Source organism: Pseudoalteromonas sp. GCY, assembly GCF_016695175.1.
In the GTDB taxonomy this organism is placed as follows: Bacteria; Pseudomonadota; Gammaproteobacteria; order Enterobacterales; family Alteromonadaceae; genus Pseudoalteromonas.
Window position 1 is genome coordinate 100,919 of record NZ_CP068022.1, and the last position, 14,912, is coordinate 115,830.

Consider the following 14,912-nt stretch of genomic DNA (forward strand, 5'->3'; position numbering starts at 1 on the left):
GATACCGCTATCTTGAATTTGCTACCATCACCCCAATCTTGTATTTTTATCTAATAAGTTATTTAATCTGTTTTCATGAAGCGTTCTAACCTTTTTGCCGTTATGTCATTACTCATGTTGTTATGGGTAACTGCTGCGTGCGCGACAGGAACGCCTGATTATCACTTTTCCCATACTGGTGATACTAACAGCACGAGCTTCGAAAACATCACCCAGAAGGGCCTCGCTGACTCCAATCAGTTACCCAGTAAGCCAAGTTCTGCGACTCCAATAAAGCTCAGTGGTGAAACCACACATCACGAAAAGGGCTTATTGCCGGAACGTGAGCGTACTAGCCACCCTAGTTATTTTCTACATCCTAAACAACAAGCCGAATATGCGCTTGTATTTGAGCTTGCAGCAGAAAAATATGTACCGGCCTCAGTCTATGACATCAATAGACCTAAACCCGTGCCTTGGTATATGTGTGATACTCGGCCAAATAATGGCTTTATCGACAACTGTAAGCCGGCAAACTTAACCTTCAAAGGCAGCCTCAACTTCGCCTCATAATCATTATCTACTACCAATAAAGCACCCAAATAGTAGTTTTTGATACCAGCACCCTAACGTCTGTATGAACAGTATTCGTTAGCAAATCGGTATCGCTCAGATAGATAATGAGAAAAATATGAAAGATATAAATTCGCCAACGAGGCCATCAACCCCTCGTGGTGCCAACGCGCGTGCAAAACGCTTTTTTACTGCGCTTATTGTGTTCCTGTTGATCCTTTGTGCACTACCAAACTTGTATCCCAATAAGAATTTGATTCAAATTCAAGCAAGTAGTAACGAGGTTGTGTCTCTGTCGCTGCCTGAGCTTAAATCTCAGTTAGAAGGAGAGGGATTCAAAGTCAAGCAAATCGAGTCTCATCAAGGTGGCTATTTAGTTGAACTTGAAAACCGCACGCTAACCGCCGAAGCGCGTGCTTATATGGCTGAGTCTCACTCAAAGCTAAGTGTTAAGGTTGTTAGTACTTCGACGATGCCACAGTGGTTAGAAAGCACAGGACTCAAACCTATCAAGCTAGGACTAGACTTGGACGGCGGTGTGTTGTTCGTACTCAAGGTTGACACAGAACAAGCGGCACAAAATAAATTGCAGTCACTCGCAGACGAAGCCAATAGCCTACGGATCAAAAATCGTTATCGTAATCTATCTATTCCTCAAGTTATCAGTGGCGAGCAGGTTGAGGTCATAGCTAAAGCGCAAGGGCAAAATGAACTCGTTGCGCTTATTGCTACACTGCGCGAACTCTATCCACAATTTACCAATACAACTCATAAACAAGGCAGTTTAACGAAAGTTAATTTCCGTTTTGCCGAAGCGAAAAAAGCAGAGTTCGATAAGCAGTTAATGACCCAAGCGCTGTCTACTTTACGTTCGCGTATTGAGGAACTCGGGATCACAGAAGCGGTTACGCAACGTCAAGGCACTAATTATATACGAATTGAATTACCTGGCGTGCAAGACCCAGAACAAGCCAAGCGTATTATCGGCGCAACAGCAAAGCTTTCATTTCATGCATTACAAGAAATGGGAGGTCAAAAATTAAAGGATAAATCTGGCGCTCTGGTTTCAGTCGACCCAGTTGCCATTTTTGGCGGAGATGAAATAGAGTCCGCAACAGCAGGAAGAGACGAATACGGAAAGCCTTTAGTGCAACTATTCTTATCTTCTCAAGGTGGTGAAAAGATAAACCGATTTTCTAGAAACAATGTTGGTAAACCAATGGCCACCGTATTCAGCGAATATTACGCGGATACAAAAGGAGAGATTAAGCGCAAAACCGAAGTGATTTCCGTAGCCACTATTCAACAAGTATTAAATACCCGATTCAGTATTACCAATATGCAGTCAATGGAACGTGCGCAGGAGTTAGCATTACTGTTGCGGGCGGGTTCTCTAGACGCACCAATCACCATTGTGAAAGAGCAAACCATTGGTCCTTCATTGGGCGAAAAGAATATTGAAAGCGGCTTTAAAGCTTTGGCGTTAGGGCTAAGCCTAACTTTGCTGTTTATGGCAGTATGGTATCGCAAGCTAGGCGCAGTGGCCATTACCTCATTACTGGTAAACTTAGTTTGCCTGATTGGATTAATGTCGCTGCTTCCTGGTGTTGTGCTTACCTTACCCGGCATTGCGGGCTTGGTTTTGACTATCGGTATGGCCGTCGACACCAATGTTATTATTTTTGAGCGAGTTCGCGAATTAAGGCGTAAAGGCATTGGGATGGTTACTGCATTAAAGCAAGGTTATCAACAAGCCATGTCGAGCATTATCGATGCCAACTTAACCACGATGATAACTGCTCTTATCCTACTTGGTATCGGTTATGGACCAGTAAAAGGGTTCGCGATCACCTTGGCGCTGGGCATAGTAACCAGTATTTTCGCCGGTGTGGTCGTCTCCGGTATGTTATCAGAATCTCTTTATTCAAAATCACGTAAAGGCGCAAAGTAAAATGACAAGTAAGACGCAAAAGGCAAGATTCGTCGGGCTAATTTCTGGATTGTTACTTGTCCTTGCAAGTCTCATAGCCATCGCCCAAAAAGGCATTGTATTAGGCCAAGACTTTACCGGCGGTTACGTTACGGTTATCGACTTACCCAAGCAAAAGAGCCAAACAGAAATGCAAAACAAGCTAGCTGAGCTTGGTGTTCAAGATGCGCGAATCGATCTACAAAACGATGGTAGCTGGCGAGTTTTCCAAACCCCTCAGTCCACCGATGAAACACACGTCAAACAGTGGATAGAAGGACTTGAAACACAATGGCAAGCAAGCGTATTAGACGCCAGTTATCTTGGTGCGCAGGTGGGTAATGAGTTAATCGAACAAGGTGGCCTTGCAGGTATATTCGCATTACTTAGTGTATTGATTTACTTGGCGTTTAGATTTGAGTGGCGCTTGGCAGTCTCCGCAAGTATCGCGCTTTTTCATGATGTGATTGTGACGCTTGGTTTGTTTGCAATAACGCAAGTAGAGTTTGACTTAACTGTGCTTGCAGCGCTGCTGGCGATTATTGGTTACTCACTCAACGATTCGATTGTAATTGGTGACAGAGTTAGGGAGCTTTTGTTCGAAGAGCAGTGGAAAACCAGCCCCGTGGGCAATACCATAGACCAAGCGATAAAGGATTCAATGAGCCGCACGCTTATCACCTCATTAACGACGCTCACAACGGTGTTAGCGATATGGTGGTTAGGCGGTGCTGGACTTAATAGTTTTGCCATGGCGTTGTGTTGTGGCATTCTCATTGGTACTTTGTCTTCCTTGGCAATTAGCGCAACTTTACCGCAGTTTCTAGGGTTGTCATTTAATAACTACCTAAAAGAAGAATCTGAGGCAGCGAAACAGCAACTCGCTGAGCCATAAGCGTTATATCCGATTTAGGTTAAAAAAGTAGCAATTGCTCTTTTTTAACCTTGTCGTGCTGATGTATAATCCGCACTTCGAAAGGAGCCGGATAAGGATTAATGTCAAAATATAGTTATCAAACTCGGTGCGGGAAAGTAACCCTCTGGACCGAGCAAAATATCCTCTTTGCCTGTTTCGAAGGAAATATTAATGAGTCTATGATCCATTATTTTTCTAGGGCATTAGAGCAATGTCGAACTGAGATCCACGCATCGACATGGGGTTACATAAGTTATTCGGAAAAGGCCATAGCTGCGACACCAGAAGCCTACAAGTTACTGGTAAACACAGCAAAGCGCTGTTTGCAGTTAGGCTGTGTTAGTGCTGCGTATGTGTTGAAGTCGGCAATTGCGAAAAGCCAGATTGAAAAAATGCGCAAAGAAATAGGTATGCCAGAACCATTAAATCAAGTTTTATTTGCTGATGTAAGCGCTGCCATTGAGTTTGTAAAAAGTACTTTAGCTACACCTGAAAAGTTGTCGGTATAAGACATCCTAATTCTATATATAAGTGACATTGCCTATTGGGACGAGCATTTATAATCAGTTTGATTGCGCCTTCACTGTTAAGGCTTCATTGGGCCGCATCTCGCAACGTGCGATGATGCGGTTGTTTTTATCTTCTTCCTGTCTAAGCAACATGCCTTCGTTATTTTTTGTCCACCATACAAACCCATCACCTTGATATTTTGCACCGCTGGCTGAACGAGCAATCTTCATCTTAACCACTTGTTCGTTAAAATGGACAGTTGCTTTATCACTGTCGTTGTAGTCAACCTTTATCACCGAATTATTATCGCATTGATAGCGACTAAGTGTTTCACTAAGCTCAATTTTACGATTTGAAGTGTCCTCGCCACATGCACTGAGAACAGCGGTAATTAAAACAGCAAAGGCAATTTGAGATTTCATAAACAGACTCCGGCGAGAAAAAGACGGTATCTGATAATTTAGCGTAAACGGATGAAGTTAAGGTGAATAGTGCGATTACAAGGAAATAAAAAGCAGCATAAAAAAGGCCCAATGGGCCTTTGAACATGATTACAAGTTATTAATCGTTTACTGGAATAGTACTCTGCGCTTCGCGTATTTTCGGCGTGTATAATCGCTTAGTCATCGCCATAAAGAAAATAGGCGTAAACAATAGACCAAATAAGGTAACCCCTATCATTCCTGAGAATACTGCAATCCCCATAGTTTCGCGCATTTCAGCACCCGCACCAGTTGCAAGTACCAAAGGTACAACTCCTGCGGTGAAGGCAATCGACGTCATCAGAATAGGTCGTAAACGTAGTTTACATGCCTCAATAATTGACTCCAAATTAGTCTTGCCTTGCTCGTACTCTTCTTTGGCAAATTCCACCATTAGGATTGCGTTTTTACACGCCAAAGCAACCAAAACGATAAGAGCAATCTGGGTAAAGATATTATTATCGCCGCCTGTTAGCCATACCCCAACCAATGCTGACAGTATCGTCATTGGCACAATGAGAATGATTGCAAATGGTAGCTTTAGGCTTTCGTATTGCGATGCCAAAACCATAAATACCAAGAGTACAACCAGTGGGAAGATATACACCATCACGTTACCCGCTAGGATCTGCTGATAGGTGACTTCAGTCCACTCAAATGCCATGCCTTCGCTAAGCGTTTCGTTTAGCACCGCTTCAATTGCCATTTGCGCTTGATCCGAAGAATAGCCGGGCGCAGGGCTGCCATTTAACTCGGCAGTAGGATACCCGTTATAGTGCATAACACGATCAGGTCCCGTTGTCGGCGTGACTTTGAGTACCGCGCCAAGTGGCACCATTTGACCATAGTTGTTTCTTACTTTGTAAGACAAAATTTGTGCAGGATCTGAGCGAAAGTTCGCGTCAGCCTGAGCGGTGACCTGATAAGTGCGGCCAAATAAGTTAAAGTCATTGACGTACATTGAACCTAAATAGATCTGTAATGCATTAAACACTTCCTCGAGCGGTACGCCTTGTACCATTGCTTGCTCACGGTCGATATCAATGTCCATTTGTGGTACTTGGATCCTAAAGCTTGAGTACAGTCCCATTAGCTCCGGTTGCTGCTGCGCTTTTGCGATCACTGCTTGTAAGTCCGAGAATAGCTTCTCAAAGCCAAGGTTTGCTCTATCTTCAATTTGCAGTTTAAAACCACCAGTGGTGCCTAACCCTTGTATTGGTGGCGGTGGGAAAACCGCGACAAACGCTTCATCTATGATGGCAAACTTCTGATTAAGCTGCGCAGCGATTGAAGACGCATACAACTCTGGCGATGTGCGATTTTCAAATTTGTCTAGGGCAACAAATACAATCCCGCTATTTGGGCTGTTTGTAAAGCCATTTACTGAAAGCCCAGGAAAAGACACGGAATGTAAAACGCCTCGAGTCTGTAGTGCAATTTGTTCCATCTCGCGTACAACGGCTTCTGTTCTATCCAAACTTGCAGCGTCTGGCAGTTGTGCAATCGCAACAAGATACTGTTTGTCCTGCTGTGGAATAAAGCCACCAGGGATTGTGCTAAACAACTTAGTGGTGGCAAAAATTAACCCTAAATAAACCACCAAAACAATGGTGCTCAGTCTAATAAGTTTTTTTACCAGTCCAACATAGCCGTGAGCGGCCTTATCAAAAAAGCGATTAAACGGTTTGAATAACCACTGACCAAACAATTTATCTAACACCATTGTGAGTTTGTCTGGTTTAGCGCCGTGCGGCTTTAACAGTAGTGCAGCTAGCGCCGGTGATAGTGTTAATGAGTTAAACGCCGAGATCAGCGTCGAAATCGTGATCGTGAGTGCAAACTGTTTATAAAACTGGCCTGACAACCCAGTAATAAATGCAGTTGGAATAAACACTGCACAAAGCACCAATGCAATCGCTATAATAGGGCCTGTCACCTCTGACATCGCTTGTTTAGTCGCCTCAAAGGGCGCAAGGCCGTTTTCAATATTACGCTCAACGTTTTCAACCACGACGATGGCATCATCGACTACGATACCAATTGCTAGTACCAAACCAAACAACGACAAAGTATTGATAGAAACACCAAGCCACTGCATTGCGGCAAAAGTACCAACTAACGATACAGGCACTGCCACCAGCGGAATAATAGAAGCGCGCCATGTTTGCAAGAATAAGATAACAACCAATACAACAAGTACGATGGCTTCTAATAATGTCGAAATTACCGCATCGATTGAGCCACGAACAAAAATTGTCGGATCGTAAACGATATCGTATTCAACCCCTTCAGGAAAACGTGTCGATAACTCTTTCATGGTTTCACGCACCTGATCCGACAGCTCTATCGCGTTAGAACCAGGACGCTGGAAAATCGGCATTGCCACCGCTTCGTTACCATCTAGCAAAGCTCTTAACGCGTAGTTATCTTGTCCAAGCTCAACTCGGCCAATGTCTTTGAGTCTAGTGATCGCACCATCGCCTGATACGCTAACAATAATATTGCCAAATTCACTGGTATCTGCCAAACGGCCTTTAACGTTTAACAGAATTTGGAATTGATTTTCATTGGTTGTGGGTTGAGCACCCAAAGAGCCAGCTGCCACTTGGCGATTTTGTTGTTGGATTGCTCGGACCACATCGCTTGCGGTTAAGTTTCTTTCAGCCAGTTGCTCAGGGTTTAGCCATATCCGCAACGCGTATTTACCGCCGCCGAATAGCTTTACATCACCCACTCCCGGCAAGCGCGCTATCTGATCTTTGACATAAATATCGGCATAGTTAGAGAGGTAGCTTGTATCATGCGAGCCACTTGGCGATACCAAGTGCACCACCATAGTGAGATCTGGTGACGCCTTCTCAGCCACAACCCCTAAACGTTGTACTTCTTGCGGTAATCTTGGAATAGCGCTATTTACACGGTTTTGTACTTGAACTTGGGCACGGTCCAGGTCAGTACCAAGTGCAAAAGTCACAGTAAGCGTTAAACGACCATCACTGGTTGCTTGAGAAAACATATACAGCATGTTCTCAACACCATTGATCTCTTGCTCAAGCGGCGTTGCAACGGTTTCAGCAATGACTTTTGGGTTTGCACCGGGGTAGGTTGCAGATACCACAACCGTCGGCGGTACTACCTCTGGATACTCACTCACGGGAAGCTGAAAAAGGGAAATGGCCCCTGCGATTAATATCACGAGCGACATCATCGCCGCAAAAATAGGCCGCTTAATGAAAAAATGGGAAAATTTCATTATTAGTTTAATCCTTGTGAAGAATCGCTTGGCGTCATCGCAACCACTTCTGTGGCAATGTTACCTGGCAAGGTAAGCGTCACTAAGTTTGGGTTTATCGGCATGCCTGGGCCTACACGCGCTGGGCCATTCACAGCGATACGCTCTCCTGCGGCTAAACCCGATTCAACAGCACGAAATTCGCCATAGCGATTACCGAGTGTGATTAGACGATATTCAAGTGTATTTGCGTCGTTGACGACTAGAACAAAGCGATTTTTAAGATCTGTACCCACTGCGCGGTCTGGAATTAATACTCGCTCGTTTTGCTCACCGGATGAAAGACTCACTCGCGCAAACGAGCCAGCTCGTAGTTGTCCACTGTGATTATCAAAAGAAGCGCGTACTTTTAGGGTTCCGGAGTGGTCATCAATAGCGTTGTCGATAAAGTCTAGCTCACCCATGACTGGCTGTGACTCACTGCCCAGTAGCTGTAATTTCACAGGAAGTGGCTCACCTTCCGTCACTGATGCAAACTGGCTATTCCAAGTGCGCTCGTCGATATCAAAGTACGCATACATCTTATCGGTTGCGACTATCGTAGTAAGCAAAGTGTCGTTTGCTCTAATGGTATTACCTTGAGTGACCTCAGCAAATGAAATTTTACCGCTGATTGGTGCCGTGATCTTGCTAAACTCTAAGTTTAGCTGAGCTGCTTTAAATGAAGCGCTAAGCGCATCTAATTCAGCTTCACGCTGCGCGGTAAGCGAAACACGGGCATCGACTTCTTCGGTTGAAATCGCTTTTTGCTTGCTTAATCGAAGCGCACGCGCCGACTCACTTTTTGCTTGCGAAAGGGCCGCTTCGGCACGTTTCACTTGTGCGGCAAGGCTGGCAACCTCAGCCAAGAAAGTTCTATCGTCCAGCTCAAATAGAACATCGCCTTGGTGCACCGTATCTCCCTCTTTGAAGTTTACCGAGCCGATCACTCCCGTGACCCGAGCGCGAAGTGCGACTTCGTTCGGAGAAGAAAGGCGTGTTGTATAGGTGTGCCAATCAGCAATGCTAATTTGCGGTGTTGCCGCTACATCAATTGGTTGTAGAGGCGGAGTTTGACTGCTTGCCTGCTCAGCTTCGCCACATGCACTTAGCAGTAGCAAAGCAGAAATAATCGTTGCGAGTTGCGTTGGTTTTAACATAGTTCCTCCTTTGTGTATGGAGGTAACTATACGTTTCATTTGTTGCATAAAATATAAGTGAAATGGAATATGATTGGTGCCAAATTAGAATCAATCAATGTAAATAACGAAACCCAAATGTCTTTTTTGTGTGATTTGCGCGAGATCTAAGATAAATCTTCTCGATTGATTTAAAATAACAAAAAGCCTAACGGAATTGAATTATGTCTAACGCTAACCATTTACAATCCCTACTGAGTGGCGTGCTCAATAAAAGTGACGATGCAGTTGCTATTGTTAGTAACAAGTCGGTTCTTGAATTTTGTAATAAAGCAATGACAAAGCTAATCGGACAACCCTCGTCTCACATAACAGGGCGTACACTGAGTAATATCTTCGACCCACAAACAGACGATACGTTTGATGACAGAATCGACGGGGATGAACTCACGGAATGGTTTTTAGGCTTAAGCAACGGCTGTGAATTAGACTATCCAGAAATTGAAATTGATACCTTAAACGGTGAGTTCTTCAGATTACGATGTTTTTCGCTGCAAGATGATGCCTTTGTTATCTACGGAGACAACATTACCACAACAAAAGCAATGAATAGCGAACTCGCTCACTTACGTAAAGAGCTTGATTTTATTACCAAAACTGACCCATTAACGGGCGTCGCCAGTCGTAGGCAGCTAAGCGATAAAATTGACAGTCAAATTAGGTTATATGAACGTTACAGAACACCATTTAGTGTGATACTGACCGACCTCGATAATTTCCGTGCAATTAACGAGCAATTTGGCCATGAAGCGGGGGACATAGTGCTGGTTCACGTGAGTTCGCTACTCTCTGAAATTTTACGAGACACGGATTTAATAGCTCGACTAGGTGGAGAGGAATTTGCCCTGGTACTGCCTAATACCGGCTTAGAGGGGGCAATCTTAGTCGCCGAGCGGGCGCGCATTATGATAGAGCAGGCATCATTTCAAATTGCGGTAGGTGAAGAGGTCGATATTACCAGTTCATTTGGGGTTGCTGAATTTGGCGCGGGTGAGTCTGGCGTTGAGAGCATTATTCGTCGTGCAGATACAATGTTACTAGAAGCCAAAAGCAGTGGCAGAAATCGAGTTGTTCCAAATCCGCACTAATTAAGGCCAATCGTTAAATTGTAATAATGCTTAACTAAGCTAGTTCCTTCAAGTAGTAGATAAGTGCGCCCAATATGGCGCATTTTGCAGTTAAGGAACAATAATAATGGCAAGTTTTACCCGTCGAGATTTTATCAAAAGTGCATTAATGGGCGTTGGCGCAGCGACAATTAGCGTCTCGTTAGTAGGTTGCGGCAGCAGTGATAGTAAAGCGGTTGCAAGCAACGATTTTGCTGTCGCATTTAACCATGGTGTCGCAAGTGGCGATCCTTTAGCTGATAGCATTATATTATGGACGCGAGTCACTCCAGAAGGTACACCTAACAGTGTGGATGTCACTCTACAAGTATCAGAATCTGAAGATTTTGGCGTCTTACTACAAAGCCACCAGCTCGCCGCATTAGCAAAAAACGATTACACCGTTAAAGTAGATCTTAATGGCCTGACTGCAAATAGCCGCTACTTTTATCGCTTCGTCACTAAGGAAACGCATTCCCCCATAGGTAAATGCAAAACCTTACCCGTTAACGATGTAGCTCAGGTAAAACTTGCCGTCATGTCTTGTGCAAATTATCCAGCAGGTTACTTTCATGTCTACGCAGAGGCTGCAAAACGCAGCGATTTAGACGCGGTGTTACATTTAGGTGATTACATATACGAATATGGTATGGGTGGGTATGCCACTGAAAATGCCGACGCCATGGGGCGAGGACTAGATGCAGATAATGCGAACGAGATTATTTCATTAAATGATTATCGTCGTCGCTATGCAAAATATCGTACGGACCTTGGGCTGCAAGCTCTCCACGCCAGTACACCATTTATTGCGGTATGGGACGACCATGAAGTATGTAATGACTCATACATGGATGGCGCTGAAAACCATAACGAAGGAGAAGGGGAGTACACAGCCCGAAAGCTTGCCGCACTGCAAGCCTACTATGAATGGATGCCTTTGCGCCCTATGGTTAAGGATCAACTTGAGAGCCTCTATCGTAAATTTGAATTTGGCGACTTGTTATCACTTTATATGCTAGATACTCGTCATGAGAGCCGCGCTAAAGCACTCGACTATCAAGATTATATTGACCCTACAACAGGACAAGTGGATTTTGCCGGATTTCAGGCGGATCTCACCGCGCCTTCGCAACAGCTTTTAGGCGTAAACCAATTGACTTGGCTCACAGATAACTTAAAGACATCTGCAGCGAAATGGCAAGTCTTAGGGCAACAAGTATTGATGACCAAAATGATGATCCCAGCCGAGCTGCTCGTGTCTCTAGCCAATCCTTCGGCACAAATGTCGACGCAATTAACAGAGCTTGCTCAAATAAAGGGGAGAATGCTTGCTGGTGACTCAACGTTGTCAGAACAAGAAAAAGCACGAGTCACGTTTACCGCACCTTATAATTTGGATGCATGGGATGGCTATCCGGTTGAACGTGAAGTGATTTTACAAACAGCAAAAGCGGCCAGTAAAAATTTAGTTGTCGTTGCTGGAGATACACACAACGCGTGGTCTGGTAAGCTCTGCGATGCAAGCGGAGCTGTTTGTGGTCAAGAATATGCGACTGCTTCTGTCAGTTCTCCAGGGCTTGAGCATTACTTACAATTAGGCGATGAGCAGGCGCTACAATTCGCTGAGGTATTGCAATTACTAGTCGATGACCTTGAATATGCCAATATTCATCAGCGTGGTTATTTAACGCTTAATTTCACAAAAGAGAAGGTGGAAAGTGAGTGGCATTTTGTCAATACAGTTAAGCAAGAGCAGTTTGAAAGCCACAATAAACAGCGCGAGCTTTTACTGTAGGTACGGCAAGCTATTCGCGCTACGCTTTATGTACTGCTGCGTAAAAGGTGCGTAAAGGGGCTTTACAGCCCCTTGCATTTAGCTATTTTATCTTTTGAAAGAAGCGGTGTTACCTTAAATGGCTTCTTTTTACCTCCCTTAACTTTAACCTTTGCAATATCTAAATATTGAAAGTCTCCAGGGGCGTTAAGACGCCATAAATTCTTTGACTGTTCAGAAAAACAAAACTCTCCCGTATCTCCATGTATCAACAGCAACGGATAACTGAGTTGAGCGGCATATTCTGCAAGTGTTTCTCGATATAACTGATAACCATCGCACTTAGCTTTTGAGTTTTTATCACAACGTCCTGAGTGCTTCTCTTTTTGATAAAGGTCAGCTTGTAGAAATATCACCGCGGCTTTATGGCTTGGCATCAGCAAGCTATCTAACCACTTAATATTCTCTACATCACGACGATGAGACTCTTCGTGCACTACTTTTTTATCGGATAATAAGATTTGTCTGCGACCATTATTGGTGCCTGGTACATGCAAAGTTAAAAACTGCACATCATCCACTATCCAAGATTGATTTTCAGGTACTGTTTGCTGACGTTTAAACTTTGGAAGGTCAGGTATTTGCACCGCAAAGTGTTTACGGATGAAATCCAATCTTTCTAACTCATCAAACCTAGGGATCAGGGTTTCACGGTCGCAGTCTGTCCAATCATTGTCTCCGGGCGTGAATATAAATGGTTGACTACTCACACTTGAGATCAGGGCATAATTATCTTTAAGCAGTTGATCAGTGCAGGGCTCAGCACCGGATTTCATATCACCTACGTGTACCATAAAATCATGCTGTATATCGTTTACCTTTTCATGCAGAGCACCATTTGGCATCAGCATGCCTCTGTCTATCTCCGTATAGGGCATATCACCAAAGACTAAAAATGACGTTGCCGAGGCCTGAAATACACTGAGCATAGGCATCAACGCCATGGCGAATAATTTAACGAGCTGCACAATAATTCTCCTTTATGTTAGCCTCTATCATACATCAACTCTGTGACAGAAGAAGTCGCTCTCTCAATAAAAAACGCCGCTAATTGCGGCGCTTTGCTACTTAAGATGTTTTTCGAAAAAAGCTAAAAACTCAGTGAGCGTCTTAACTCTATGAGCTTGATAACTCAGATGGTGGTTGCCATCTTCGAGCTCTATGTATTTGAACTTCTTGTCATGATCTTCAAGTTCATCTACCATGTCACGACTATGATTCACAGGCACGACTTTATCGTCATCACCATGAATAAGTAACACGGGGCGGTTAATCTGCTTAGCGTAGTTAACAGGAGATTGTGCCTCAAGTTTATCAGTATCTTGTCCAAATTGGTCACGAACAAGCGCTTTGTTTGTGAAAAAGCGTGCACGACTGACTATCGATTCTAAGTCTGTAACACCGGCAAAACTTGCTGCACATTGAAACGTTTCAGGATGTTTTACCACAGCCATTAGTGCCGCATAGCCGCCGTAACTTGCACCACCTATACAAATTTTATTTTTGAGTGCATACTTTTCTGCAATCAACCAGTTTGCCGCATCTTGTAAGTCATCTTGCATCTTTCCTCCCCAACCTTGATTTGCTTCATTAAAGAAGTCAAAGCCATAACCAAAAGAGCCTCTAAAGTTAGGTTGGAAAACCACAAAGCCTCGGCTTGCCAATAGTTCAGACCAGTAATCAAAGCCAGCGTAGTCGCGAGAGTATGGTCCACCGTGTGGAAAGATGATTGTGGGAGCAGCCGCATCGAATGCTTTAGGTAGGGTTAAGTAACCCTCAATTTCAAGGCCGTCACGCGCTTTAAACGATACCCTTTGTTTGCCCAGATAATTGTCACCAGTAATATCTGGATATAAACGTCCTAACCCCGCTAAAGAGCTGGTTTCTCTGTCACCAATCAGGTACGTACCAGAGTCTTGGTCAGAATCGCCGTACGCAATGTATTTTTTATTATCCGCGCTCATACTTATTACAACGGTGTCGTAGCTTGGTAATGCCGCCTTGAGTGAGCGTTGTAGGAGTTTGCGGTCTTCGTCCCAATAGACTCTTGAGTTATCAAGATTGGAATGGCTGAAGCCTATGGCTCTGCCGTCGTGTGAATAAATGATACTGCCATCAAAATCATAGTCTGGATCGGAGAAAATAAGCTGAGGTAAAAGCGGGCGCTTAGTAATGTCTGCTTTAAACAGCGCATTTTTACCATTATGAAGTGCGGTGAGGTAAATAATATTTGGGTCTTTATCAAATCCAAGAATATGGATAGCTTCCGGACCACGAGCCTGAAAGGTATAGAAATCGGTTAAATCCTTCGTCTCATTATCATAGAGCATATAGTAGGCAGTGATCCCTTCAAAACCATAACCCATTCTTACATTGCCTTGTTGATCGGCTATCCAGCTAGATATTTTTCTTCTTGCTCGAACAACTTTCTCGCGTCTATCTTTAGCTATGTCTAAGATATAAACGCTCGGCTTGTTTGCCATATCGAAGTCAGTTTGTACCAATATCTTATTTGGTTGTTCTGGCAGTATGCTAATGACATCGTCTTGAAATTGGGCAGGAATTTCATTGCGATAAGCACGGTTGATTTGAACCAATTCATCCGTAGGGTTTTTTAAATCAAATTTAAATAAACGAGATGTTGTGTACTTTACGCCTCGCTGCACTTTGGTGTAATTAGCACCAAATAAGAGCATGTCATCGCTGGCCCAATCGTACCAACCAAGTGCTATCGTTTTATTATCAGTTTGCAATATATAGTTTTTTTTATGAGTTTTTAGGTCATGAACAGTAAGAACGAGATTTCCTTCATAATTTTGTAAATACGCAACTGCTTTACCACTGGGTGAGAGTGAAACTTTACTCATATTAGGGAGTTGCGCGTAACTTTCAATAGGTAACTGAGCGTTAGCAGAGCCAGTGCATAAAAGTGCAATAGCAAATAGAATTATATTTTTCATTTTTAGATAAGATGTAGAATGTTTTATGTGTCTTTAATTTGGCGACATTATTCCCTATTTTGAGGCTAAACTCCAATCTAAATGCTTTGGTATACACTATCATTAGCGATAAT

At 43.7% G+C, this 14,912-nt stretch carries 11 protein-coding genes; 6 read left to right on the forward strand and 5 right to left on the reverse strand.

All coding sequences use genetic code 11. The annotated features are described in order from the left end of the window. Positions 1-75 precede the first annotated feature (75 nt). The 4 genes from JJQ94_RS00415 (at position 76) to JJQ94_RS00430 (ending at position 3,946) form a co-directional block, all read left to right on the forward strand. Positions 76-552: a hypothetical protein gene (locus JJQ94_RS00415; RefSeq protein ID WP_099029586.1), complete on the forward strand. Its 477-nt coding sequence runs from the start codon at positions 76-78 to the stop codon at positions 550-552. Between the two features lie 118 nt (positions 553-670). Further along, positions 671-2,503 carry a protein translocase subunit SecD gene (gene secD, locus JJQ94_RS00420; protein WP_099029587.1) on the forward strand — a complete coding sequence of 611 codons (1,833 nt, stop codon included), beginning with the start codon at positions 671-673 and terminating at the stop codon, positions 2,501-2,503. 1 nt (position 2,504) lies between these two features. Beyond that, on the forward strand, positions 2,505-3,416 hold the full coding sequence (gene secF, locus JJQ94_RS00425; protein ID WP_099029588.1) for a protein translocase subunit SecF: 912 nt from the start codon (positions 2,505-2,507) through the stop codon (positions 3,414-3,416). Positions 3,417-3,517: 101 nt separating this feature from the next. Further along, positions 3,518-3,946, forward strand: a complete 429-nt coding sequence (locus JJQ94_RS00430) for a hypothetical protein (RefSeq protein WP_099029589.1) — start codon at positions 3,518-3,520, stop codon at positions 3,944-3,946. Between the two features lie 54 nt (positions 3,947-4,000). Here the strand turns inward: JJQ94_RS00430 and JJQ94_RS00435 are convergent, their stop codons facing one another. From JJQ94_RS00435 to JJQ94_RS00445, 3 genes are all read right to left on the reverse strand, one after another. Beyond that, positions 4,001-4,369, reverse strand: coding sequence for an MliC family protein (locus JJQ94_RS00435; RefSeq protein WP_099029590.1), 369 nt, complete (start codon positions 4,367-4,369; stop codon positions 4,001-4,003). A gap of 139 nt (positions 4,370-4,508) precedes the next feature. Continuing rightward, positions 4,509-7,682, reverse strand: coding sequence for an efflux RND transporter permease subunit (locus tag JJQ94_RS00440; RefSeq protein WP_099029591.1), 3,174 nt, complete (start codon positions 7,680-7,682; stop codon positions 4,509-4,511). Between the two features lie 2 nt (positions 7,683-7,684). Further along, a complete protein-coding gene (locus JJQ94_RS00445) occupies positions 7,685-8,860 on the reverse strand; it encodes an efflux RND transporter periplasmic adaptor subunit (RefSeq protein WP_099029592.1) in 1,176 nt (391 codons plus the stop codon). 203 nt (positions 8,861-9,063) lie between these two features. On the opposite strand from JJQ94_RS00445, the gene JJQ94_RS00450 reads away from it, so the two are divergent. Together JJQ94_RS00450 and JJQ94_RS00455 are read left to right on the forward strand one after the other, a co-directional pair. After that, positions 9,064-9,987, forward strand: coding sequence for a sensor domain-containing diguanylate cyclase (locus JJQ94_RS00450; RefSeq protein ID WP_099029593.1), 924 nt, complete (start codon positions 9,064-9,066; stop codon positions 9,985-9,987). Between the two features lie 106 nt (positions 9,988-10,093). Beyond that, complete coding sequence (locus JJQ94_RS00455; protein ID WP_099029594.1) at positions 10,094-11,800, forward strand: alkaline phosphatase D family protein; 1,707 nt, start codon at positions 10,094-10,096, stop codon at positions 11,798-11,800. 62 nt (positions 11,801-11,862) lie between these two features. Here the strand turns inward: JJQ94_RS00455 and JJQ94_RS00460 are convergent, their stop codons facing one another. Then, the gene (locus tag JJQ94_RS00460; RefSeq protein ID WP_099029595.1) at positions 11,863-12,807 is read right to left on the reverse strand and encodes a hypothetical protein; all 945 of its coding nucleotides are present in this window, start codon (positions 12,805-12,807) and stop codon (positions 11,863-11,865) included. 96 nt (positions 12,808-12,903) lie between these two features. Beyond that, entirely contained in the window at positions 12,904-14,799 is a 1,896-nt protein-coding gene (locus JJQ94_RS00465; RefSeq protein ID WP_099029596.1) for an alpha/beta hydrolase family protein, read from the reverse strand. Between the last annotated feature and the right edge of the window lie 113 nt (positions 14,800-14,912).